Genomic DNA, 24,435 nt, shown 5'->3' with positions numbered 1-24,435 from the left:
CGAGCAGTACGCGGTTCAGCGCTTGGGGAAGAAGCTCTCGGCCTGCTTCTTGATCTGCTCTTGCATCTGCTCCTGGATCTGCGTGAAGACGTTCCAGCCCTGCACCACCGGCGTCTGGCCGGCCAGGAACTGGCTCCAGGCCTCGGGATTGAAGCCCTTGCCTTCGTAGAGGCCACCCGTCTGGTCGGTGAAGCTCTTCTGCAGGTCGATGAAACCCTGCAGATTCTTCTCCATGCAAGCCCCCATCACGCCCTGCATGGTGTGGCCGTAGAAGCGGATGATCTGCGCCAACATCTGGCTCGAGAACATCGGCACGCCGGCGGTCTCTTCTTCCAGAATGATTTGCAGCAGGATGCTGCGTGTCAGGTCATCGCCGGTCTTGGCGTCACGCACCTCGAAGTGCTCGGAGTCCAGCACCATCTTCTTGACATCCGCCAGCGTGATGTAGCTGCTGGTCTGGGTGTCGTAGAGGCGACGATTGGGATACTTCTTGAGCACACGCAGCCCTTCCGGGGCGCCGGTGTCGGTCTCGGTGGCGCGGCGATTCGTGGGCATGCAAGACTCTCCTGGGTGCAACTGCACAAATATTTTAGGCAGCGCTCACTGTGCGACAGACGTAAAAAAAGGTTCAAGCTTGTGACTTGAACCTTTTTCCCTACCAATTTTGGTAGGCGCGAGAGGACTCGAACCTCCGACCCCCACCATGTCAAGGTGGTGCTCTAACCAGCTGAGCTACGCGCCTAACGAAGAACGCTACTATAGCACTGAATTGAAAAGCGTCAAACTTTTTCTCAAAAAAGATTCATGAACAACGATTTCAGCGCCGGCGCGCACTGATCACGCCCCGCACCTGTGCCACCAGGCCCAGCACGTGAGCCAGCCGTGCCGAGTCGGCCACCTCAAGAGTGAACGCCATCGACGCCGCGCCTTTGATGGTCTGCGTGTTGACGCCGGTGACGTTCATTTTCTCCTTGGCGAAGACTTCGGTGATGTCGCGCAACAGGCCTTGGCGGTCGGCCGCCATCACCGCCACATTGACCGGGTAGAGCGCCGCCTGCGGGCCGCTGCGGGCCTCGCCCCAGGCGACCGGAATCTCGCGCTCGGGGTTGCGGGCGCTCATCTGGCGGAAGTTGACGCAGTCGCGCCGGTGCACTGCCACGCCCTTGCCGCGCGTCACGTAGCCGCCGATGGCGTCCGGCGGCGCGGGCCGGCAGCAATGCGCCAGCTGCGTCAGCAGCGACTCCACGCCCACCACCAGCACGCCCTTGCCGGACTCCTGGCTGCGCGAGCGCCGCAGCAGCGGCTGATCTTCAGCCGGCGCCGGCTCGACCGGGCGCAGCACGCCCTCGATGTTGCGCAGCGAGAACTCGTCCTTGCCGACCACCTCGAACAGCGCCTCGGCATTGCGGAACCCCAGCTGCGCAGCCAGCTCGTCGAGCTTGATGGCCGTGCGGCCTTCGCGCTGCAGCAGCTTGTCGACCGCCTCGCGGCCCCGCGCGATGGTTTCCTGCAGCGCCCGCGCATTGAACCAGGCACGCACCTTGGCGCGCGAGCGCTGGCTTTGCAGATAACCGAGTTGCGGGTTGAGCCAGTCCAGCGACGGCCCGCCCTCCTTCACCGCCGTGATCTCGACGGTCTGGCCGCTCTTGAGCGGCGTGTTGAGCGGCACCATCGCGCCGTCGACCTTGGCGCCACGGCAGCGGTGGCCCAGGTCGGAGTGCAGCTGATAGGCAAAATCCACCGGCGTGGCGCCCGCCGTCAGCTCGATCACGCTGGCCTGCGGCGTGAAGACGTAGATGCGGTCCTCGAACAGACCCTGCCCCTGCCCTGCACCGTCCTTGTCCTGCGCGGCGCTCTGGCCGGCAAAGTCACGCTCCCAGGCCAGCAGTTGTTGCAGCACGGCACGGCGGGCCTGGGCGACACGGCCTTCGAAGTCACCCGCTGCGCTCACACCGGCGTAGCCCTTGGTGCCCGCCTCCTTGTAGGCCCAGTGCGCGGCCACGCCGCTTTCGGCGTGATCGTGCATCTCGCGCGTGCGGATCTGGATTTCCAGCGCGCGGCCGGCGTCGTCGTGCACCACGGTGTGCAGCGACTGGTAGCCGTTGGGCTTGGGCCGGGCGATGTAGTCGTCGAACTCCTCCGGCAGCGCATGCCACAGCTCATGCACGCGGCTGAGCGCGGCGTAGCAGTCGGGCACGTCCTGCACGATCACTCGCAGCGCCTGCAGGTCAAGCACGCGCGAAAAATCCAACCGCTTGCCCTGCATCTTTTTCCAGATGCTGTAGATGTGCTTGGGCCGGCCCTGCACCTGTGCGACCACGCCCGCCTGCGCCAGCGCCTCGGTCAGCTGGGCGCGGGCGCGCTCGATGCCCTGTTCGCGCTCGACGCGCTTCTCATCCAGCAGCCGCGCCACCTGCTTGTACTGCTCGGGCTGCAGGAAGCGGAAGGACAGGTCCTCCAACTCCCACTTGATCTGCCAGATGCCCAGCCGGTTGGCCAGCGGCGCGAAGACCTGCTGCGTCTCGCGCACCATCGCGCGCGGGCACGGCTGTTTGCTGGCGGCGTAGTAGCGCAGCGTCTGCAGGCGCGAGGCCAGCCGCAGCAGCACCACGCGCAGATCGTGCGAGAACGCCAGCAGCATCTTGCGCACGCGCTCCAGTTGCTGGGCCAGCACCTCGCGGTCGGTCTCATCGGCCAGCGCGTCGCGGGCGTTGCGCTGGATGCGCACCAGCTTGCGGGTGTGCGAGACCAGGCTGGCGTACGACGGCCCGAAGGCCTTGCTGACCACCACTTCGGGGTCGGTCAGGTAGTCACCGGCGTAGACCAAGTAGACGGCGGCCTGCATCGAAGGCGCCGCACCCACGGCCTTCAGGATGGCGGCCACGCCGTCGGCGTGCTCCAGCGCGTCCTCGCCGGTGTCGAAGCGTTGCCCGGTCAGCAGCGGCTCGGCAAAGACGCGGGCGCGTTGCAGGCGGTCGTCGGTGTCGTCCACCGCCAGCAGGGCGATGACCGGCGCGACCGGGACCTCCTCAACGCCCACGACCTCGGAACTTGCCGTCTTCATGCGCTCGGTGATGAGCTAAGAGATGCGCTTGGCGCGCTCAGGAAATCAACCACACATGCCACCTGATCCGGCGCGACCAGCGTGGGTGCATGGCCGACGCCGGCCACCTCGACCAGCTCCGCCCGCGGGCCGCGCTGGGTCATGGCCTGGGCGGTGGCCGCCGTCAGCAGATCAGAGTCCGCGCCGCGCAGCAGCAGCGTCGGGCAGGTGACACGGTCGTAGGCCGCCCAGAGCATGGCCTCGCCGGCCTGCGCCAACTCCGGCGTCACGGTGCGGAACGCCACGCCGATGGCCGGGTCGTAATGCGGCATGAAACCGCCCTCGGGCGCGGGCTGCAGCTGCGGCCGCGTCAGTGCCAGCCACTGCTCGCGGCTGTGCGGGCCGAAGCTGCTGGAGATGCTCCAGAGGTAGTCCGCCGCCTGCTCTTCGCTGGCAAACCGCACCGGCTGGCCCAGATAGGCGCCGATGCGCTGCAGCGCCGGGTATTCCAGCGCCGGGCCGACATCGTTGAGCAGCAGCCGCTCGACGGGGCTGTTTTTGAGCGCCGCCAGCCCCAGGCCGATCAGCCCGCCCATCGAGGTGCCGACCCAGCTGACGCGCTCCACGTTCAGCCGTGCCAGCAGCGTGACCATGTCGGCCACGTAGGCGGGAATCTGGTAACCCATCGGGTCGTGCAGCCAGTCGGACTGGCCGCGGCCGACCACATCGGGGCAGATCACGCGCCAATCGGGCGCCAGGGTGCGGGCGAGCGTGTCGAAGTCGCGGCCCTGGCGCGTCAGGCCGTGGACGCAGACCACCACGCGCGGATTGGCCGCATCGCCCCATTCCCAATAGGCCATGCGGTGCAGGCCCTGGCTGTCGAGGCAGTTGACGTGGTGCAGGCGAGGTTCAAACATGGGTGTCGGCACAGGCTTTGAGAGGAGACAAACGCCTGGGCGGCCCTGTCAGGGACCCGCCATGAGCGCGGCTGATAATCAATCCTAACCAACTGACGGGGTATATCGACATGCTCAAAGGCAAGACTGCACTCGTGACCGGCTCGACCAGCGGCATCGGACTGGGCATTGCGCTCAGCCTGGCGCGCGAAGGCGCCAACATCGTGCTCAATGGTTTTGGCGACGCCAGCGGCCCGCGCGCCGAGGTGGAAGCCCTGGGCGTCAAGGTCGGCTACCACGGCGCCGACATGAGCAAGCCCGCCGAGATCGAGGCCATGATGGCCTACGCGGCGGCCGAGTTTGGCGGCGTCGACATCCTGGTCAACAACGCAGGCATCCAGCACGTGGCGCCGGTGCAGGACTTCCCCGCCGAGCGCTGGGACGCCATCCTCGCCATCAACCTCAGCTCGGCCTTCCACACCACCCGGCTGGCGCTGCCCGGCATGCAGGCGCGTAACTGGGGCCGCATCATCAACGTGGCCTCGGTCCATGGCCTGGTGGCGTCGACCAACAAGTCGGCCTACGTGGCGGCCAAGCACGGCGTGATCGGCCTGACCAAGGTCACGGCGCTGGAGAACGCCACCACCGGCATCACCGCCAACGCCATCTGCCCCGGCTGGGTGCTGACGCCGCTGGTGCAGAAGCAGGTCGATGCGCGTGCCGCCGCCGAAGGCGTGGACATTGCCGAAGCCACCCGCCGCCTGCTGGGTGAAAAGCAGCCCTCGCTGCAATTCACCACGCCTGAAGAGTTGGGCGACCTGGCCGTGTTCCTGTGCTCCAAGGCCGCCAACAACGTGCGCGGCGTGGCCTGGAACGTCGACGGCGGCTGGACGGCACAGTAATAAAGGGAACGGGGTGACGCGCTGATCGGCGCGTCCCGTTTCAGCGCGTCAGCAGCACCGAGCCCTGTACCGTCACGCTCAGGCTGGTCTTGCCGGCCTCGACCGGTACCGGCGCGTCGCTCACCGGCGAGGCCAGCGTGCGCATCACGCCCAATTGCGGGCGCACCTCGGTATCGGTGCTGGTCGTGCCCACCTGCACCTGACCCAGCGTGTAGTTGTTGAAGCCGAACTGGCGAGCGATCTCGCTGGCGCGCTGCCTGAACTTGCGAATCGCCTGGGCGGCGAGTTCGCCCTCCTGCTGCTCGCGCGCCTGGCGCGACAGCGTGTAGCGGGTGCCGACCACGTTCAGGCTGCTCAGCTTGCCGGCCGTGGCCGCCACGCGGGCGATGTCGCGGCCTTCCAGCAGCAGGTCGGCGCTGCCCGACCAGCCGGTGGGCTTGCCCTCGCGGCCGTAGCGCGGCGACAGGCTGAAGCCGGTGGTGCTGATGTCCATGGCGTCGGCCTGCGCGCCCTTCCTGGCCTCGGTCAGCGCCGCATCCAGCGCCTGCTTGAGCTGCGCCTGCACCGCCACCGCGTCAGCGCCTTCGCGCTGCACGCGCAGCGTGATGCCCAGCGTGTCGAAGGCCAGATCGGTGCTGGCGCTGGCGGCCAGCGTGACCTGGTTGTCGCGGGCCAGTTCGGCCGCCTGCACCGACTGGGCCGAACTGGCCGCAGCGATCAGACAGGCACTGGCCGCCAACAGGCTGGAGCGGGTCCACGAACGGCAGAAAATTTGTAACACAGCGACTCCTTGAAGTGATGAGCGGGTGAGGCGCCACTGTGCCGGCAAGCGACCACTGAAACTTGATTTGCAGCACGAACCTGACGCGCAAGAAATGTAACAGCCAGTCAAATCAGCCAAAATCACCGGTCTGACCTGCGCACAATCGCGGCTGTTACAAATTAAGGAGCCGCTTCCATGACCCCTGCCAACACCCCCCGGGCGGACCGCGTTGACCGCATCGTCGTGGTCGACGACGACGCGCGCATCCGCGATCTGCTTCGCCGCTACCTGACGCAGGAAGGCTTCGAGGTGCTGCTGGCCGAGGACGCCAAGGCGCTCAACCGCATCCTGACGCGCGAGACGGTCGACCTGATCGTGCTCGACCTGATGCTGCCGGGCGAAGACGGCCTGTCGATCTGCCGCCGGCTGCGCTCGGCCAACGACGCCACGCCCATCATCATGCTGACGGCCAAGGTCGATGACGTCGACCGCATCGTCGGCCTGGAAGTCGGTGCCGACGACTACCTGCCCAAGCCCTTCAACCCACGCGAACTGCTGGCCCGCATCAACGCCGTGCTTCGTCGCCGGCCGCTGTTCGAGGCGCCCGGTGCGCCCTCGCGCGAAGCACAGAGTGTCACGTTCGGCCCGTTCGAGTTCGACCTCGGCCTGCGCCGCCTGACGCGCGACGGCGAGGCCATCGCGCTGACCACCGGCGAGTTCAGCATGCTCAAGGCGCTGGTGCGCCACCCGCGCCAGCCGCTCAGCCGCGACAAGCTGGCGCAACTGGCCCGGGGCCGCGAGTTCGAGCCCTTCGACCGCAGCCTGGACGTGCAGGTCTCGCGCCTGCGCAAGATGATCGAGCCCGATCCCTCGCAGCCGCGCTACATCCAGACCGTCTGGGGCGTGGGCTACGTGTTCGTGCCGGACGGCGCGGCCTGACACTCCTCCACTCTGCCTGACGGGACACGTTCGCCATGGTTTCCAGCTCCTCTGCCTTCCCCTCCTCGGCCAGCGTGGTGCCGCCGCCTGCGCTTTCGCGGGGGCGGCGCTGGCAGGTGTGGCTACAGCGCACCGTCATGCTGAGCCTGTTCTGGCGCACCTTCCTGCTGCTGTCGCTGATGCTGGGCGCGGGCATCCTGAGCTGGACCTATGTGCTGCGCTACTTCGAACTGGAGCCGCGCGCCATCCAGGCCTCGCAGCAGATCGCCAGCCTGGTCAACCTGTCGCGCGCGGCGCTGCGCTACACCGACCAGGTCAACCGCGTGGCGCTGGTCAAGAACATTGCCGAGCAGGAGGCTGTCAAGCTGCAGCCGCGCGAGCCGGGCGACCGCTGGGAACCGTTCGAGGTCGATCGCTTCACCCGCACCATCGGCGCGCAGCTGCGCAGCCGGCTCGGGCCGCAGACGGTGGTGGCCGGCAGCGTCAACGGCAAATCGGGGCTGTGGGTCGGTTTCCTGATCGAGACCGACCAGTACTGGCTGCAGGCTGACCCGAACCGGGTGCAGACGATGATCACCGGCGTCACCTACTTCCTGGTCATGGGCCTGACGTTCCTGGCCACGCTGGTGGTCTCGGCCTATATCGCGGCCAAGATCAACCTGCCGCTGCGCGAACTGTCGTCGGCGGCCAGCCGCATCCGGGGCGGCGAGTTTTCACCGCGCCTGGATGAAGACACCGCGACCATGGAAATCCGCGAGGTCAACCGCGGCTTCAACCGCATGGCGCGCGAACTCGCCAAGATCGAGGACGACCGCGCCGTGATGCTGGCCGGCATCTCGCATGACCTGCGCACGCCGCTGGCGCGCATCCGGCTCGAGACCGAAATGAGCGTGGTCGACGAGGAAGCACGCCAGAACATGGCGATGGACATCGACCAGCTCGACGCCATCATCGACAAGTTCATGGACTACGCCCGGCCCACCGAGGTGCAGCTGGTGCCGGTGCTGCTGGCGGTGCTGCTGGACACCGTGATCCGCCGCGTCAGCAACGAGCACCTCAAGATCACTGCCCGCGTCACCACCAATGTGCAGGTGCTGGCCGACGAGACCGACCTGGACCGCGTCTTCACCAACCTGTTCGAGAACGCCCGCCGCTACGCCCAGTCCGACGACGGCATCGCCCACGTCACCGTCACCTACGCCCGCACCGGCCAGTGGGTGGTGGTCAGCGTGCGCGACCACGGCCCGGGTGTCAGCGCCGAGCAGCTCACCCGCCTGACCACGCCGTTCTACCGCGGCGACAAGGCCCGCACCCACACCAGCAGCACAGGCGCCGGGCTGGGGCTGGCGATCGTCGACAAGACCATCACCCGCATGGGCGGCCACCTGGAACTGGGCAGCATTCCGGGCAGCGGCTTCGTGGCGCACGTCAAGCTGCTGCGCGCAGCCTGAGGCGGGCCAGGTCCGCCCCGCTTCTGTTCAGCGGTTCAGGTGCTGCGTCGGCAGCAGTACCGGCTTGCTGTGCCAGATCTGGTCGGCGTACTCGGCAATGGTACGGTCTGACGAGAACGCGCCCATGCCCGCCACGTTCAGCACCGCCTTGCGCGTCCACGCATCTGCCGTGCGGTAGAGCGCATCCACCTGGCCCTGCGTGGCCACGTAGCTGGCGTAGTCGGCCAGCAGCAGGTAGTGGTCGCCCCAGTTCACCAGCACGTCGAAGATCTGCTGGAAGCGGCCCGGCTCCTCGGGGCTGAAGACGCCGTCGCGAATGGCGTCGAGCACGCCGCGCAGGTCGGCGTTGTCATCGTAGTAGCTGCGCGGCTGGTAGCCGCGGGCGCGGATCTCGGCCACCTCGGGCGTGGTGTGGCCGAAGATGAAGATGTTGTCCGCGCCGACCTGCTCGCGCATCTCGACGTTGGCGCCGTCCAGCGTGCCGATGGTCAGCGCGCCGTTGAGCGCGAACTTCATGTTGCCGGTACCCGAGGCCTCGGTGCCGGCGGTGGAGATCTGCTCCGACAGGTCGGCCGCCGGAATGATGATCTCGGCCAGGCTGACGCTGTAGTTCGGAATGAACACCACCTTGAGCCGGTCGCCGATGCGCGGATCGTTGTTGACGGTGCGCGCCACGTCGTTGATGAGCTTGATCACCAGCTTGGCCAGGTGGTAGGCCGACGCCGCCTTGCCCGCAAATACCACCACGCGCGGCACCCACTGCGCGTCGGGGTTGGCCAGGATGGCCCGATAGCGGCTGATGACGTGCAGCACGTTGAGCAGCTGGCGCTTGTACTCGTGGATGCGCTTGACCTGCACGTCGAACAGCGCGTCAGGGTTCAACGTGATGCCCTGCTGCTTGAGCACATAGGCGGCCAGACGCTCCTTGTTCTGGCGCTTGACGCGGCGGAAGCTGGCCAGGAAGCCCGGCAGGTCGAGCGCGTGGCGCAGGCCTTCCAGATCGTCCAGATGACGGCGCCAGCCCCGGCCCACGCGCTGGTCGATCAGCGCGGCCAGCGCCGGGTTGGCCTGCGCCAGCCAGCGGCGCGGCGTCACGCCGTTGGTCTTGTTGTTGAAGCGCTCGGGCCACAGGGCGGCGAAGTCGGCAAAGATCGACGCCGTCATCAGGTCCGAGTGCAGCGCCGAGACGCCGTTGACCGAGTGGCTGGTGACCACTGCCAGATAGGCCATGCGCACGCGGCGCTCGCCGCTTTCGTCGATGAGCGAGACGCGGCGCATCAGGTCGTGGTCCGGGCTGGACGCCCGGGCCTGGCGGGCGCTGACCGCAGCCAGGAAGTCGGCGTTGATGTCGTAGATGATGCGCAGGTGGCGCGGCAGCACGCGGCCAAGCATCTCGACCGGCCAGGTCTCCAGCGCCTCGTGCATCAGCGTGTGGTTGGTGTAGCTGAAGACCCGCTGCGCCAGCGCCCAGGCCTGCGCCCAGGGCACGCGGTGCTCGTCGACCAGCAGGCGCACCAGTTCAGGAATGGCGAGCACCGGATGGGTGTCGTTGAGGTGGATGCTGACCTTCTCGGGCAACGCCTCGAAGCCGGTGTGCGTGCGCAGGTAGCGGCGTAGCAGGTCCTGCAGGCTGGCAGAGACGAAGAAGTACTCCTGGCGCAGGCGCAACTCCTTGCCCGAGGCGGTGGAATCGTCCGGGTAGAGCACGCGGCTGACGTTCTCGCTGTGGTTCTTGGTCTCGACCGCGCCGAAGTAGTTGCCCTGGTTGAAGGCGCGCAGGTCCATTTCCTCGGTCGCCTTGGCCGACCACAGCCGCAGCGTGTTGGTGGCCTCGGTGCCGTAGCCGGGGATGATGGTGTCGTAGGCCATGGCCAGCACGTCGTCGGTGCCGATCCAGCGCATGGGCGCGTCGACGCCCGGGCCAGGCGTCTCCAGGTGGCCACCGAAGCGCACGCGGTACTGCACCTCGGGGCGCGGAAACTCCCACGGGTTGCCGTTCTTGAGCCAGTAGTCCGGCGCCTCGACCTGCCGGCCGTCGACCACCAGCTGGCGGAACATGCCGTAGTCGTAGCGGATGCCGTAGCCGAAGCCGGGCACACCCAGCGTTGCCATCGAATCCAGGAAACACGCCGCCAGCCGGCCCAGACCACCGTTGCCGAGCGCGGCGTCCGGCTCCAGGTCGAACAGGCCGTCCAGCGGCACGTCGAGTTCCTTGAGGGCCTGGGTGATGGTCGGCATCAGGTCGAGCGCCAGCAATGCGTTGCTGAAGGTGCGCCCGATCAGGAACTCCATCGACAGGTAGTAGACCCGCTTGACGTCCTGCGCGTACTGGGCGCGCGTGGTCTTCATCCAGCGCTCGACCAGGTGGTCACGCACGGCGTACGACACCGCGTGCAGCCAGTCGTCCGGCAGCGCCGAGACGGGGTCCTTGCCCACGGCATACATGAGCTTGTTGGAAATGCTGCGCTTGAAGCCCGCCACATCGTGGTCGAGCGGGTCGTACTGGTGAGCGAATTGATTGATGTCCATCGTGGCGCGTTTAGCTGAAAGCGAGTAGGAGCGTAAACGATTGCACCCCCGTGGTCAGCGTTGCCGCCTCGGGGTTTGCACGGGGTCGACCCCGCCACCTTGGGGGGTCAGGACTGCGGGCTGACCTGCCGGTAAAGCGCCAGGTACTGCGCCGCAGCGCCGGCCCAGTCGCACGGCTGCTGCATGGCGCGGCGCTGCACCAGTTGCCAGTCCGCGCGGCGGCGGTGCAGGGCCAGCACCCGGCGGGCCGCGCCCAGCAGGCCGGCGGCGCTGAAGTCGTCGAAGACAAAGCCGGTGGCGCTGGTGTCGAGCGTTTCCAGTTGCGCATCGGCCACAGTGTCGGCCAGGCCACCCACGCGCCGCACCAGCGGCAGCGTGCCGTACTTGAGGCCGTAGAGCTGCGTGAGGCCGCAGGGCTCGAACATCGACGGCACCATGATGACGTCGCTGCCGGCGATCAGCCGGTGCGCAAACGGCTCGTCATAGCCGATGCGCACGGCCACCGACGCCGGCCGGGCCTGCGCGGCAGCGCGGAAGGCCGCTTCCATGTCGGCGTCGCCACTGCCCAGCAGCGCGAACTGCGCGCCGCGCTCGATCAGGCCGGGCAGCGCCTCCAGCACCAGGTGCAGGCCCTTCTGATGCGTCAGGCGGCTGACGACGCAGAACAGCGGCGCCGCAGCGTCCTCGGCCAGGCCGAGTTCCTGCTGCAGCGCGGCCTTGCAGCGCGCCTTGCCGGGCAGCTTGCGCGCTTCGAAAGGACTGGCAATCAGCGCATCGGTGCGCGGGTTCCACACCGCCTCGTCGACGCCGTTGAGGATGCCGATCAGGTCCTGGGTGCGCTCGCGCAGCAGGCCGTCCAGGCCGCAGCCCTGGTCGCGCTGCTGGATTTCACGCGCATAGGTCGGGCTGACGGTGGTGATCTTGTCGGCGTAGAACAGCCCGGCCTTCATGAAGCTGATCTGGCCGTGGAACTCCAGCCCATAGAGCTGGAAATAGCTCGCCGGCAGGCCGAGTTCACCCAGATGATGTGCGGCGAACACGCCCTGGTAGGCCAGGTTGTGCACGGTGTAGACGCTGCCGGCCAGGCGCTCGCCGCGCTCTTCGTTGAGCGCCTTCAGGTAGGCCGGCGCCAGGCCGGCGTGCCAGTCGTGCGCGTGCACGACCTGGGCCGACCAATGCGCATCCAGCCCGGCAGCCAGCTGCGCCGCTACCCAGCCCAGCAGGCCAAAGCGCAGGTGGTTGTCGACATACGGCTGCTGGGCTGCGTCGTTGTAAGGGCCGCCGGCGCGCTGGTAGAACGCCGGCGCGTCGATCACGTAACCCGCCACGTCGCAGGCTGGCAGCCGGCCATACAGCAGCCGCGCCCCGCCCGGCGGCAGCAAGGCCGCCGGCGGGTGCAGTTCCGCCACCACGGTCGCGTCCTGCAGGCCGGCCAGGATGGGCGCGAAGCCCGGCAGCAGCACACGGGCGTCGGCCCCCTGCGCCCGCAGCACCGGGGGCAGCGCGCCGGCCACATCGGCCAGGCCTCCGGTCTTGAGCAGCGGGAAAATCTCGGCGCAGACTTGCAGGATACGCATCAGGGGCTGACTCCGTGGAGGTGGATGGATGAGGGAATCAGGCGCTCGCCTTGAGCGCCTCGATCATCTTGCGGGTGACGAGCACGACGCCGTTCTCGCTGCGGAAGAAGCGCTGCGCGTCGAGCTCGGCGTCCTCGCCGATCACGAGGCCGTCGGGCAGCTGGACGCGGCGGTCGATCACCACCTTGTTGAGGCGGCAGCCGCGGCCGATCTGCACGTCCGGCAGGATCACGGCCTGGTCGATCTGGCTGTACGAGCGCACCAGCACGTTGGAGAACAGCACCGAATTGCGGATCGTCGAGCCCGACACGATGCAACCACCCGAGACCAGCGAGTTGATCGCCTCGCCTCGGCGGCCGTCCAGATCGTGCACGAACTTGGCGGGCGGCAGCTGCTCCTGGTAGGTCCAGATCGGCCAGTCCTTGTCGTACATGTTCAGCTCGGGCGAGGCCGACGCCAGGTCGAGGTTGGCGGCCCAGTAGGCGTCCACCGTGCCCACGTCACGCCAGTAGGCGCGCGAGTACGGCGGGTTGGCGATGGCCGACATCGAGAACGGGTGCGCCAGCGCCTGCTGCTCGGCCACGGCCTTGGGAATCAGGTTCTTGCCGAAGTCGTGCTCGGAGTTCGGGTCGACCGCGTCTTCTTCCAGCAGGCGGTACAGGTACTCGGCCGTGAAAACGTAGATGCCCATGCTGGCCAGCGACAGCTCGGGGTTGCCCGGCATCGGCGGCGGATCGGCGGGCTTCTCGACGAAGTCGACGATCAGGCGGTTCTCGTCGACCGCCATCACGCCAAAGCCCTTGGCCTCTTCGCGCGGCACCTCGATGCAACCCACCGTCACGCCCCGGCCGCTGGCGGCGTGGTCGGCCAGCATGATCGAGTAGTCCATCTTGTAGATGTGATCGCCGGCCAGCACGACGATGTACTCGGGCGGCGTCGAGTTGCGGATGATGTCGAGGTTCTGGTAGATCGCGTCGGCCGTGCCCTGGTACCAGCTTTCCTCGTTGACGCGCTGCTGCGCGGGCAGCAGGTCGACGAACTCGTTCATCTCGTTGCGCAGAAAACTCCAGCCGCGCTGCAGGTGGCGCAGCAGCGAGTGCGACTTGTACTGCGTGATGACGCCGATGCGGCGCATGCCCGAGTTCATGCAGTTGCTCAGCGCGAAGTCGATGATGCGGAACTTGCCGCCGAAGTGCACCGCCGGCTTGGCGCGGCGGTCGGTCAGGTCTTTCAGGCGCGATCCGCGGCCACCGGCCAGCACCAGGGCCAGGGTGCGGCGTGCAATGGCGCGGCTGCCCGCGATTTTGGTGATGTCCATCATGTCTCCTCTTTGGGGTGGGCTATTGGAAAAGTCAAACAATCAAACGGGAAACTTCAAGCCAGGCTCAGGTGATGACAGTCGGTGCGTCCTGGCCGCTGTGCTGGCGGATGCCGGCCACCTCGTCAGCCAGCGCGATCAGGTCGGCCAGGGCCTCTTGCGGCGGCAGGTCGTGGCGGCTCGGGTCGGACTCGAAGCGCTCCAGGTAAACCCGTAGCGTTGCACCTTCCGTGCCCGTGCCCGACAACCGGAAGACCACGCGCGAGCCGCCTTCGAACAGCAGCCGCACGCCCTGGCGGGTCGAGACCGAGCCATCGACCGGGTCGTGATACGCAAAGTCGTCCGCCGTGGTCAGCACCAGATTCGGGCCGAAGGACTGCGCCGCCAGGCTCGGCAGCTTGGCGCGCAGGGCGGCCATCAGCGCATCGGCGCGCTCGGTGGCGATGCCTTCCCAGTCGTGGCGCGAGTAGTAGTGGCGGCCGAAGCGCGCCCAGTGCGCGCGCACCAGTTGCTCGACGCTCTGGCCGGTGGCGGCCTGCAGGTTGAGCCAGAACAGCACGGCCCAGAGGCCGTCTTTTTCGCGCACGTGGTTGGAGCCGGTGCCGTAACTTTCCTCGCCACAGAGCGTGATCAGGCCGGCGTCGAGCAGGTTGCCGAAGAACTTCCAGCCGGTGGGCGTTTCGTAGCTCGGAATGCCCAGGGCCCGGGCCACGGCGTCCGCCGCGCAGGACGTCGGCATCGAGCGCGCAATGCCCGCCAGCCCGGCGCGGTAGCCCGGCACGAGCGTGGCGTTGGCGGCCAGGATGGCGAGACTGTCGGACGGCGTGACGACGAAGTCGCGGCCCAGGATCATGTTGCGGTCGGCGTCGCCGTCGGAGGCGGCACCAAAATCGGGCGCACCCGCGCCGCTCATGGCCGCCATCAGCTCGGTGGCGTGCGCCGGGTTCGGGTCGGGGTGGTAGCCGCCGAAGTCTTCCAGCGGCGTGCCGTTGACCACCGTACCGGCCGGCGCGCCCAGCAGGCCTTCGAGCACGGCGTGGGCGTACGGGCCGCCGATGGCGCACATGGCGTCATAGCGCATGCGGTTTCCTGCGGCAAACCAGGCGCGCATGGCGGGGAAGTCGAACAGCTGCTGCATCAGCTCGGCGTGGTCGGCCACCGGGTCGATGACCTCGACCACCATGTCGCCCAGCTGGCTCACGCCCTGGGTGTCGAGGTCGATGTCGGCGCTGTCGGTGCTCAGGTAGTGTGTGAGGGTCAGCGTTTCGGCGTAGAGCGCCTCGGTGACTTTCTCGGGCGCGGGGCCGCCGTTCGAGGCGTTGAACTTGATGCCGAAGTCACCGTCCGGGCCGCCCGGGTTGTGACTGGCCGACAGGATCACGCCGCCAAAGGCCTGGCGCTTGCGGATCACCGCGCTGGCCGCCGGCGTGGACAGCAGCGCGCCCTGCCCCACCAGCACGCGGCCGAAGCCGTTGGCCGCCGCCATGCGCAGGATGGTCTGCACCGCGACGCGGTTGTGGAAGCGCCCGTCACCGCCGAGCACCAGCGTCTGGCCGGCGCGCTCGGGCAGGATGTTGAACAGCGCCTGGACGAAGTTCTCCAGGTAGTGCGGCTGCTGGAACACCGTGACCTTCTTGCGCAGACCCGAGGTGCCCGGCCGCTGGCCGGCAAAGGGCTGGGTGGGAATCTGGAGAACGTTCATGCGCGGGCTTCCTGAAGCGGTGAGGTGGGTGAACGGGGAGTGGATGAGGCGGCGGCCAAGCTGCGTGTCCAGACCTGCACGCAGCGGGCGGGCACGTCGACCAGGTCCGGCCGGGCGGTGTGCGGCAGTGGTGTGCCGTCACCCTGGCTGCTGCAGAAGCGCGGCAGCCAATCGCCCGCCGGCAGCGTGAAGGCACGCGAGTGGGCCTCGGGGTTGATGAGCAGCAGCACGGCCTGCGTGCTTTGCGCGACGGCGATCAGGCGGATGCCCATGGCGCGGTCGGTGTGGTCGGACCAGTCGGCGCCGTGCAGTTCACGGCCGTCTGGGTGCCACCACAGCACATCGGCGTGGCCGCTGCTGATGTCGACCGTACCGGTGAGCCAGCGGTCCTGGCGCAGCGCGGGCAGCTCGTGGCGCAGGCGCAGCAGGCGTGCGGTGCAGGCTTGCAGGTCGGTATCGGCGCTGGCCCAGTCGAGCCAGGTGATGGCGTTGTCCTGGCAGTAGGCGTTGTTGTTGCCGTGCTGGCTGTGGCCGATCTCGTCGCCCGCCAGCAGCATGGGCGTGCCTTGCGACAGCAGCAGCGTGGCCAGCAGCGCACGCTGCAGGCGGGCGCGCAGGGCCAGCACGGCGGGGTCGTGGCTCTTGCCTTCGACGCCGCAGTTCCAGCTGCTGTTGTGGTGGTGGCCGTCGCGGTTGTGCTCGCCGTTGGCGTGGTTGTGCTTGTGGTCGTAGCTGACCAGGTCGCGCAGCGTGAAGCCGTCGTGGGCAGTGATGAAGTTGACGCTGGCCGTGGGCGTGCGCCCATCGTGGTGGAACTGGGTGCTGGACGCCGCAAAACGGTGCGCGAACACGCCGCGGTCGCCCGCGCCGCGCAGCCACCAGGCGCGGAGGGTGTCGCGGAACTGGTCGTTCCACTCGGCCCAGCCGGCCGGGAAGGCCCCGAGCTGGTAGCCGCCCGGGCCGATGTCCCACGGCTCGGCAATCATCTTGACGCCAGCCAGCACCGGGTCGCTCTGCAGCGCGGCAAAGAAGCCGGCGCTGGTGCTGAAGCTGCCATCGCGGCCACGCCCGAGGATGGGCGCCAGATCGAAGCGGAAACCGTCGACGCCGTACTGCTCGACCCAGTGGCGCAGCGAGCCGATCACCATCTGCACCACGCGCGGCTCGGACAGGTCGATGCAATTGCCACAGCCGCTCCAGTTGCGGTAGGCGTTGCCGTGCGCGGCATCAAGGTGGTAGTACTTGCCGTTGGCCAGGCCACGCAGGTTCAGCGTGGGGCCGAGGGTGTCGGTCTCGGCGCTGTGGTTGTAGACCACGTCGAGCACCACCTCGAAGCCGGCGGCGTGCAGGTCGGCGACCATCTGGCGGAACTCGTCGACGGCGGCGGTGGGCTGGCTGGCGTAGCGCGGCTCGGGCGCGAAGAAGCCGATGCTGGAGTAGCCCCAGTAGTTGCTCAAGCCCAGGTGCTGCAGGCGGGCCTCGTCAGCACGCGCATGCACCGGCAGCAGGCTGAGCGTGGTGACGCCCAGGGCGCGGTAATGCGCCAGCATGGCGGGATGCGCCAGGCCGGCGTAGCGGCCCCGCAGCGCGGCCGGCACGCCTGGATGGGTCTGGGTTGCGCCCTTGACGTGGATTTCGTACAGCACGGTCTGATCGCGCGGCACGGCCGGAGTCAGACGGGTGGCGGGCTGGTCGGCCCGCACGCGGGCCTTGAGCGCGCCAGGCGCGTTATCGCGGTCGTCCGGCTGCGGGTGCGCCAACGCATCGCGGTATTCACCCACGATTTCACGCGCCCACGGATCAAGCAGAACCTTGTTCGGATTGAAGCGGTGGCCCTGCAGCGGCGCCCACGGGCCGTGCGCCCGCAAGCCGTAAACCAGGCCTTCGGTGGCACCAGCCAGCCAGCCGTGCCAGACGCCGTCGGTACAGGCGGGGAAATCAAGCCGCTGTAACTCGTGTTGTCCGTGGGAATCGAACAGGCAGAGCTGCAACCGCTGCGCATCAGGCGCCCAGACGGCGAAATTCACACCGTCGTTGATGAGCGTGGCGCCCAGAACCTGAGCGCCGCCAGGCAATTCTTGTAACCCGGGTAATGAAACCTGGGATTTTTCACATGCCAGTGTTGCCGTTGAAATCGAAGCCGAAGGCATGTTGTGAGAGCAATCGCTCGGTAAACGCACAGATTGAAGAAATTTGGAACATGTTGCCATGGAACCCCCTTGTAACCGCCCTCAGGCCAAGTACTGATGCGGTGCGGTTCAGGCCGGGTTAAGAGCCGGCTAACATCGCCGCCTTGAAGTCAAGAATGAATGCGCGGCCCTACCGCGCTTTTTTATTGATACGACAAGGTGCTGTCAACAGCGCCACAGAGGATGAGAGATGGTTGCGATTGCACTTCCCGATGGTTCCCTGCGTGAGTTTGCCGGCCCGGTGACCGTGGCCGAAGTGGCCGCGTCGATCGGCGCGGGCCTGGCCAAAGCGGCGTTGGCCGGCCGTGTCGGCACGGGCGACGCCGCCCGGCTGGTCGACACCAGCTACCGCATTGAAGCGGATGAGACGCTGTCCATCATCACTGCCAAGGACGCTGCCGGGCTGGATGTGATCCGTCACTCGACCGCCCACTTGCTGGCCTACGCGGTGAAGGAGTTGTTCCCCGACGCGCAGGTGACCATTGGCCCGACCATCGAGCACGGCTTTTATTACGACTTCGCCTACAAGCGCCCGTTCACGCCCGAGGACATGGCCGCCATCGAGAAGAAGATGAGCGAGCTGGCCGCCAAGGATGAACCGGTGACGCGCAGCGTGCTGCCGCGCGACGAGGCGGTGGCGTATTTCAAGTCGATCGGCGAGGCGTACAAGGCCGAGATCATCGAGAGCATTCCGGCCGACCAGGCCGTGTCGCTCTACGCCGAAGGCAAGTTCACCGACCTGTGCCGCGGCCCGCACGTGCCCAGCACCGGCAAGCTCAAGTTCTTCAAGCTCATGAAGGTGGCCGGCGCCTACTGGCGCGGCGACCACCGCAACGAGATGCTGCAGCGCATCTACGGTACCGCCTGGGCGACCAAGGAAGATCTGCAGAAGTACCTGCTGATGCTGGAGGAAGCCGAAAAGCGCGACCACCGCAAGCTGGGCCGCGAGCTGGACCTGTTCCACATCGACGAGCATTCGCCTGGCACCGTGTTCTGGCACCCCAAGGGCTGGACGCTGTGGCAGCAGGTCGAGCAGTTCATGCGCCGTGTCTACCGCGACAACGGCTACCAGGAAGTCAAGGGCCCGCAGATCCTCGACAAGGGCCTGTGGGAGAAGACCGGCCACTGGGACAAGTACCGCGACAACATGTTCACGACCGAGTCGGAAAAGCGCGAATACGCGCTCAAGCCGATGAACTGTCCCGGCCACATCCTGATCTACAAGCAGGGCATCAAGAGCTACCGCGACCTGCCGTTGCGCTACGGCGAGTTCGGCCAGTGCCACCGCAACGAGCCCACCGGCGGGCTGCACGGCATCATGCGCGTGCGTGGCTTCACGCAGGACGACGGCCACATCTTCTGCACCGAAGACCAGATCCTGGCCGAGTGCGACGCCTTCACCGCGCTGCTCAAAAAGGTCTACGCCGACTTCGGCTTCACCGACATCCTCTACAAGGTCGCCACGAGACCCGAGAAGCGCATCGGCTCCGACGACCTGTGGGACAAGGCCGAGGCCGCGTTGATCGAGAGCCTGCGCAATTCCGGCTGCGACTTCCAGATCACGCCGGGCGAAGGCGCGTTCTACGGCCCCAAGATCGAGTACACGCTGAAAGACGCGCTGGGCCGCCACTGGCAGTGCGGCACGATCCAGGTCGACTTCTCGCTGCCCGAGCGCCTGGGCGCCGAGTACGTGGCCGAGTCCGGCGAGCGTCTGGCACCGGTGATGCTGCACCGCGCCATCCTCGGCAGCCTGGAGCGCTTCATCGGCATCCTGATCGAGGAACACGCCGGTGCCCTGCCCGCCTGGCTCGCGCCAGTGCAGGTGAGCGTGCTCAACATCACCGACGGGCAGGCCGATTACGCTCGGGATGTGGCGCAATCGCTGCAAAAGCAAGGCCTGCGCGTAGCGCTTGATCTTCGCAACGAAAAAATCACGTATAAAATACGCGAGCATTCGTTGCAAAAGGTTCCTTACCTGCTCGTTGTCGGAGACAAGGAAAAGGCATCAGGATCCGTTGCAGTGCGCGCCAGAGGCAATCAAGACCTCGGTGTGATGGCCCTGGAGGCCTTCTCCCAAAAGCTGGCTGCAGAGCTCTCCACCTCAGGGTATTGAACTTGGCGTCAAACCAGTTCTGAGCTGCAGCCACCGGTCTTGCCCACCTCGGGTGCGTTTTTTGTTTATAGGGCAGATGCCCTGAAGGAATCCGACCATCGCTACTTTTCTTGATCGCCGCACGCCCAACGCCGAGCGCAAGCACCGTCTCAATCGCGAGATCACCGCTCTTGAAGTCCGTCTGAACGGGCAAGAGAACGAGCCTCTCGGCATTGTGAGTATCCAGGAAGCTCTGCGCCTGTCTGCCGAGCAGGACGTGGATCTGGTTGAAATTGCTGCCACCGCTCAGCCCCCGGTCTGCCGCCTGATGGATTACGGCAAGTTCAAGTACCAGGAACAGAAGAAAGCCGCTGAAGCGAAAGCCAAGCAGCACGTCATCGAGATCAAGGAAGTCAAGTTCCGCCCGGGCACGGACGAAGGCGACTACCAGATCAAGATGCGCAACCTGCGCAAGTTCCTGGAAGACGGGGACAAGGGCAAGGTCACGCTGCGTTACCGCGGTCGCGAGATCACCCACCAGGACATCGGCATGCGCCTGCTGGAGCGTATCCGCGATGAACTGACCGATGTCAGCGTCGTCGAGAACATGCCCAAGCTCGAAGGCCGTCAGATGATCATGGTGCTGGCCGCCAAGCGCAAGAAGTAACTCAGACATATTTTGAAGGATGAGGTTGTTGCGGTTTGGTCGCTGCAACGACTCAGTGCCCGTAGGCCCCCAAGACCGCGAGTAGTTCGCGGCGCCTCACGGGAACATTAAAAGGAGCAGTCATGCCCAAGATGAAGACCAAGAGCAGCGCGAAAAAGCGTTTTCGCGTTCGTCCCGGTGGCACCGTCAAGCGCGGTCAAGCCTTCAAGCGTCACATCCTGACGAAGAAGACCACCAAGAACAAGCGCCACCTGCGCGGTACGGTTGCAGTGCATGAGACCAATATGGGTCACATCGCACAAATGCTGCCGTTCGCCGGTCTGTAATTCACCACGCACTGAAGGAGTCAACACATGCCTCGCGTCAAACGTGGTGTAACTGCCCGCGCTCGTCATAAAAAAGTCCTGGCCCTGGCCAAAGGTTTCCGCGGTCGCCGCAAGAACGTCTATCGCATCGCCAAACAGGCGGTGATGAAGGCAGGCCAATACGCCTACCGTGACCGCCGTGCCAAGAAGCGCGAATTCCGCCGCCTGTGGATTGCACGTATCAACGCTGCAAGCCGTTCGCTCGGCCTGACCTACAGCAAGTTCATGGCCGGCCTGAAGAAGGCCCAGATCGACATCGACCGCAAGGTCCTGTCCGACATGGCCATCAACGATCCGGCCGCTTTCGGCAGCATCGTCGACAAGGTCAAGGCTCAACTCGCTTGAGTCTGATGCTCCGGGTACCGCTGCAAGCGTTGCCCGGACATTGAACCGATAAGGCCGACACCACGTTCGGCCTTTTTTATTGCCGCCTCCGAATCCGTCCCTGAAGCCGTCCGTCGATGAACGATCTCGAACAACTCGTGCAGGCCGCCCGTGCCGACTTCGCCACCGCCGCTACGCCGGCTCAGCTTGAAGACGCCAAGGCGCGCTACACCGGCAAGTCCGGCCGCGTGACCGAATTGCTCAAGGGCATGGCCACGCTATCGCCAGAAGAGAAGAAAACCCGCGGCGCCGCGATCAACGAGACCAAGCAGGCGATCGAGGCCGCGCTCACCGAGCGCCGCCACGCGCTGGCCGAGGCCGAGTTGCAGGCGCAACTCAAGGCCGAGGCGCTTGATGTCACCCTGCCCGGCCGCCTGCGTGGCACGGGCGGATTGCACCCGGTGTCGCGCACGCTCGAACGCATCGAGCAGATCTTCGGCTCCATGGGCTTCGATGTCGCCGACGGCCCCGAGATCGAGACCGACTGGTACAGCTTCACCGCCCTGAACAACCCGGAAAACCACCCGGCGCGTTCGATGCAGGACACCTTCTACGTCGACATGCAGGACGAAGCCGGCCGCCCGCTCTGCCTGCGCCCGCACACCTCGCCGATGCAGGTGCGCTACGCCCGCCAGCATGCTGCCACGCACCTCGGCACCGATCCGATGCCCGAGATCCGCGTCATCGCGCCGGGCCGCACCTACCGGGTCGACAGCGACGCCACCCACTCGCCCATGTTCCACCAGTGCGAAGGCCTGTGGATCGGCGAGAACGTCTCGTTCAAGGACCTGAAGGCCGTCTTCACCGACTTCTTCCGCACCTTCTTCGAGACGGACGATCTGCAACTGCGCTTCCGGCCCTCGTTCTTCCCGTTCACCGAACCGTCGGCCGAGGTCGACATCGCCTTCTCGTCCGGCCCGCTGAAAGGCCGCTGGCTCGAAGTCGCCGGCTCCGGCCAGGTGCACCCCAACGTGGTGCGCAACTTCGGCCTCGACCCTGAGCGCTACATCGGCTTCGCCTTCGGCATGGGCCCGGACCGCCTGACCATGCTGCGCTACGGTGTCAACGACCTGCGCCTGTTCTTTGAAGGTGATCTGCGCTTCCTGAGCCAGTTCAAGTGACCGCCTGCCCCCGTACGACGCAAGGTTAGAAGCAATGCAATTCCCCGAATCCTGGTTGCGCGAGTTCTGCAACCCTGAACTCAACACCCAGCAACTCGCTGACCTGCTGACCATGGCCGGCATGGAAGTCGAAGAGCTGCGCCCGGTCGCGCCCGCCTTCCACGGCATCGTTGTCGCTGAAATCCTCGAAGCCGACAAGCATCCCAACGCCGACAAGCTGCGCGTGTGCAAGGTCGACGCCGGCGCACACAGCCCGGACGGCCCGCTGCAGATCGTCTGCGGCGCGCCCAACGCCCGCGTCGGCATCCGCATTCCGCTGGCGCTGGTCGGCGCCGAGTTGCCGCCTGGCGATGATGGCAAGCCCTTTGCGATCAAGGTCGGCAAGCTGCGTGGCGTCGAGAGCTACGGCATGCTCTGCTCGGCCCGTGAGCTGAAGCTGGCTGAAGACCACGGCGGCCTGCTGGAGTTGCCCGCCGACGCGCCCGTTGGCCAGGACATCCGCCAGTTCCTGAACCTCGACGACACGCTGTTCACCCTCAAGCTCACACCCAACCTGGGCCACTGCCTGAGCGTCTACGGCATCGCCCGCGAAGTGGCCGCCCTCACCGGCGCGCCGCTGAAAACACCGGTGCACGCCGCGATTGCGCCCGCGCATGACCAGACGCTGCCCGTGCGCATCGAAGCCGCCGACCTGTGCGGCCGTTTCTCCGGCCGTGTCGTGCGCGGCATCAACCCGCAGGCCCAGACGCCCGCGTGGATGGTCGAGCGCCTGGCGCGCTGCGGACAGCGCCCGGTCAGCGCGCTGGTCGACATCTCGAACTACGTGATGTTCGAGTTCGGCCGCCCGACCCACATCTTCGACCTCAACAAGATCCACGGCGGCCTCACGGTGCGCTGGGGTGGCCCGAGCGAGACGCTCAAGCTGCTCAACGGCAATACCGTCACGCTCGATGAAAAAGTCGGCGTCATCGCCGATGAGCGCGAAGTCGAATCGCTCGCCGGCATCATGGGCGGCGACGCCACCGCTGTGGGTGACGCCACGACGAACGTCTACGTCGAAGCCGCCTTCTGGTGGCCCGACGCCGTGGCCGGCCGCTCGCGCCGCTACAACTTCAGCACCGACGCCGGCCACCGCTTCGAGCGCGGCGTCGATCCGGCGCTGACAGTCGAGCACCTCGAGCACATCACCGCGCTGATCCAGTCGATCTGCGGCGGCGATGCCGGCCCGATCGACGACCAGACCACCCAGTTGCCCGAGCGCAAGCCGGTGTCGCTGCGCGTGGCGCGCGCTGCCAAGGTCATCGGCATGCCGGTCAGCCAGGCGCAATGCGCTGCGGTGCTGGGACGGCTGGGCCTGCCCTTCGCCGAAAGCGAAGGCGTGCTGACGGTGACGCCACCGTCGTGGCGCTTCGACCTTGAGATCGAGGAAGACCTGATCGAAGAAGTGATCCGCATCACCGGCTTCGACCAGCTGCCGCTGACGCCGCCGCTGGCGCCTGTCACCGCCAAGGTCCGCCCTGAAGCCCAGCGCAGCAGCCACGCGCTGCGCCGCGCCGTGGCCGCGCTGGACTACCAGGAAACGATCAACTTCAGCTTCGTCGAAGCGCGTTGGGAAACCGAATTGGCCGGCAATGCCGATCCGATCCGCCTGCTCAACCCGATCGCCGCACCGCTGTCGGTCATGCGCTCGAGCCTGTTCGGCAGCCTGGTTCAGGTGCTGCGCCACAACCTGGCGCGCCGCGCGCCGCGCGTGCGAGTGTTCGAACTCGGCCGCGTCTTCAAGCGCGATGCGTCTGTGCAGACCACCGAGCAGAGCGTTGCCGGCATCGACCAGCCACTGCGTCTGGCTGGCCTGGCCTGGGGCCCGGTCGAACAACTGCAGTGGAGCGCCAAGGAGCGTGCAGTCGACTTTCATGACGTCAAGGGCGATGTCGAGGCGCTGCTGGCACCGCGCGTGGCGCGCTTTGTCGCCGCCGAGCATCCAGCGCTGCACCCGGGCCGCTGCGCCCAGGTGCTGCTCGATGGTGTCGCCATCGGCTACATCGGCGAGTTGCATCCGCGCTGGCGCCAGGCGTATGAGTTGCCGGCTGGCGCCGGTGCGCCGGTGCTGTTCGAACTGGACGTCCCTGCCCTGCTGGCGCGCGATGTGCCGCAATACCAGACCGTGGCGCGCCAGCAGGCCGTGACGCGCGACCTGGCGCTGGTGGTCGGCGAACACGTCAGCCACGACGCCCTGATCGACGCCATCCTCGCCGCGCCCACGCAAGGCCTGGTGTGCAGCGCGCGGCTGTTCGACGTCTACCGCCCTGCCGCAGGCGCTATCGGTTTCGAAGCCGGCGAACGCAGTCTGGCCATACGCCTGGAACTGCTCGATGACGAAACGCCGCTGACCGATGCCCGCAGCGACGAGGCGGTGCAAGCCGTCATCGAAGCCGCACAGCGCCAAGTCGGCGCACGGCTGCGTGGCGCCTGATCGACCGATCCCCTGAGCTGCGCA

Annotated in this window: 18 protein-coding genes and 1 tRNA gene; 9 read left to right on the top strand and 10 right to left on the bottom strand. The window is 66.9% G+C overall.

Going from position 1 to position 24,435, the window contains the following annotated elements:
• Positions 1–15: 15 nt before the first annotated feature.
• From phaR to AC5IG3_RS06110, 4 genes are all read right to left on the bottom strand, one after another.
• Positions 16–555 (bottom strand): polyhydroxyalkanoate synthesis repressor PhaR, encoded by a 540-nt coding sequence (gene phaR, locus AC5IG3_RS06125; RefSeq protein WP_491905399.1) that lies wholly within the window; start codon positions 553–555, stop codon positions 16–18.
• Positions 556–665: 110 nt separating this feature from the next.
• Positions 666–742 (bottom strand) — tRNA-Val (locus AC5IG3_RS06120).
• Positions 743–817: 75 nt separating this feature from the next.
• Positions 818–3,064 carry a RelA/SpoT family protein gene (locus AC5IG3_RS06115; RefSeq protein ID WP_491905398.1) on the bottom strand — a complete coding sequence of 749 codons (2,247 nt, stop codon included), beginning with the start codon at positions 3,062–3,064 and terminating at the stop codon, positions 818–820.
• Positions 3,061–3,960, bottom strand: a complete 900-nt coding sequence (locus tag AC5IG3_RS06110; RefSeq protein WP_491905397.1) for an alpha/beta fold hydrolase — start codon at positions 3,958–3,960, stop codon at positions 3,061–3,063. Before AC5IG3_RS06110 ends, AC5IG3_RS06115 begins: the two co-directional genes overlap by 4 nt.
• A 110-nt stretch (positions 3,961–4,070) precedes the next feature.
• On the opposite strand from AC5IG3_RS06110, the gene AC5IG3_RS06105 reads away from it, so the two are divergent.
• A complete protein-coding gene (locus tag AC5IG3_RS06105) occupies positions 4,071–4,841 on the top strand; it encodes a 3-hydroxybutyrate dehydrogenase (protein WP_491905396.1) in 771 nt (256 codons plus the stop codon).
• Positions 4,842–4,881: 40 nt separating this feature from the next.
• Here AC5IG3_RS06105 and AC5IG3_RS06100 read toward each other — a convergent pair whose 3' ends face one another.
• Positions 4,882–5,622 carry an SIMPL domain-containing protein gene (locus AC5IG3_RS06100; RefSeq protein WP_491905395.1) on the bottom strand — a complete coding sequence of 247 codons (741 nt, stop codon included), beginning with the start codon at positions 5,620–5,622 and terminating at the stop codon, positions 4,882–4,884.
• A gap of 177 nt (positions 5,623–5,799) precedes the next feature.
• Between AC5IG3_RS06100 and ompR the strand changes: the two genes are divergently transcribed.
• Positions 5,800–6,543, top strand: a complete 744-nt coding sequence (ompR, locus tag AC5IG3_RS06095; RefSeq protein ID WP_491905394.1) for an osmolarity response regulator transcription factor OmpR — start codon at positions 5,800–5,802, stop codon at positions 6,541–6,543.
• A 137-nt stretch (positions 6,544–6,680) separates the two neighbouring features.
• Positions 6,681–7,994, top strand: a complete 1,314-nt coding sequence (locus tag AC5IG3_RS06090) for an ATP-binding protein (protein ID WP_491905653.1) — start codon at positions 6,681–6,683, stop codon at positions 7,992–7,994.
• A 27-nt stretch (positions 7,995–8,021) separates the two neighbouring features.
• On the opposite strand, the gene AC5IG3_RS06085 is transcribed toward AC5IG3_RS06090, so the two are convergent.
• The 5 genes from AC5IG3_RS06085 to glgX form a co-directional block, all read right to left on the bottom strand.
• A complete protein-coding gene (locus tag AC5IG3_RS06085; protein ID WP_491905393.1) occupies positions 8,022–10,523 on the bottom strand; it encodes a glycogen/starch/alpha-glucan phosphorylase in 2,502 nt (833 codons plus the stop codon).
• Positions 10,524–10,630: 107 nt separating this feature from the next.
• Positions 10,631–12,100, bottom strand: a complete 1,470-nt coding sequence (glgA, locus tag AC5IG3_RS06080) for a glycogen synthase GlgA (RefSeq protein ID WP_491905392.1) — start codon at positions 12,098–12,100, stop codon at positions 10,631–10,633.
• Between the two features lie 37 nt (positions 12,101–12,137).
• Complete coding sequence (gene glgC / locus AC5IG3_RS06075; protein ID WP_491905391.1) at positions 12,138–13,418, bottom strand: glucose-1-phosphate adenylyltransferase; 1,281 nt, start codon at positions 13,416–13,418, stop codon at positions 12,138–12,140.
• A 67-nt stretch (positions 13,419–13,485) separates the two neighbouring features.
• Positions 13,486–15,120 carry an alpha-D-glucose phosphate-specific phosphoglucomutase gene (locus AC5IG3_RS06070; protein ID WP_491905390.1) on the bottom strand — a complete coding sequence of 545 codons (1,635 nt, stop codon included), beginning with the start codon at positions 15,118–15,120 and terminating at the stop codon, positions 13,486–13,488.
• Positions 15,117–17,195, bottom strand: coding sequence for a glycogen debranching protein GlgX (glgX, locus tag AC5IG3_RS06065; RefSeq protein ID WP_491905389.1), 2,079 nt, complete (start codon positions 17,193–17,195; stop codon positions 15,117–15,119). The genes AC5IG3_RS06070 and glgX overlap by 4 nt, the downstream gene beginning before the upstream one ends.
• Positions 17,196–17,499: 304 nt before the next feature.
• Here glgX and thrS point away from each other — a divergent pair, with 304 nt between their 5' ends.
• From thrS to pheT, 6 genes are all read left to right on the top strand, one after another.
• Positions 17,500–19,422, top strand: coding sequence for a threonine--tRNA ligase (gene thrS / locus AC5IG3_RS06060; protein WP_491905388.1), 1,923 nt, complete (start codon positions 17,500–17,502; stop codon positions 19,420–19,422).
• Between the two features lie 97 nt (positions 19,423–19,519).
• Positions 19,520–20,068 carry a translation initiation factor IF-3 gene (gene infC / locus AC5IG3_RS06055; protein WP_491905652.1) on the top strand — a complete coding sequence of 183 codons (549 nt, stop codon included), beginning with the start codon at positions 19,520–19,522 and terminating at the stop codon, positions 20,066–20,068.
• 122 nt (positions 20,069–20,190) lie between these two features.
• Positions 20,191–20,394, top strand: coding sequence for a 50S ribosomal protein L35 (gene rpmI, locus AC5IG3_RS06050; protein ID WP_012346775.1), 204 nt, complete (start codon positions 20,191–20,193; stop codon positions 20,392–20,394).
• Positions 20,395–20,421: 27 nt separating this feature from the next.
• Positions 20,422–20,778 (top strand): 50S ribosomal protein L20, encoded by a 357-nt coding sequence (rplT, locus tag AC5IG3_RS06045; RefSeq protein ID WP_491905387.1) that lies wholly within the window; start codon positions 20,422–20,424, stop codon positions 20,776–20,778.
• Positions 20,779–20,894: 116 nt separating this feature from the next.
• On the top strand, positions 20,895–21,938 hold the full coding sequence (gene pheS / locus AC5IG3_RS06040; protein ID WP_491905386.1) for a phenylalanine--tRNA ligase subunit alpha: 1,044 nt from the start codon (positions 20,895–20,897) through the stop codon (positions 21,936–21,938).
• 34 nt (positions 21,939–21,972) lie between these two features.
• Positions 21,973–24,411 (top strand): phenylalanine--tRNA ligase subunit beta, encoded by a 2,439-nt coding sequence (gene pheT / locus AC5IG3_RS06035; protein WP_491905385.1) that lies wholly within the window; start codon positions 21,973–21,975, stop codon positions 24,409–24,411.
• Positions 24,412–24,435: the final 24 nt, after the last annotated feature.

Source organism: Leptothrix sp. (in: b-proteobacteria) (assembly GCF_965250675.1).
GTDB lineage: Bacteria > Pseudomonadota > Gammaproteobacteria > Burkholderiales > Burkholderiaceae_C > Sphaerotilus.
Note: the sequence above shows the minus strand (reverse complement) of the source record. Positions and strands in the feature narration are given on the sequence as shown.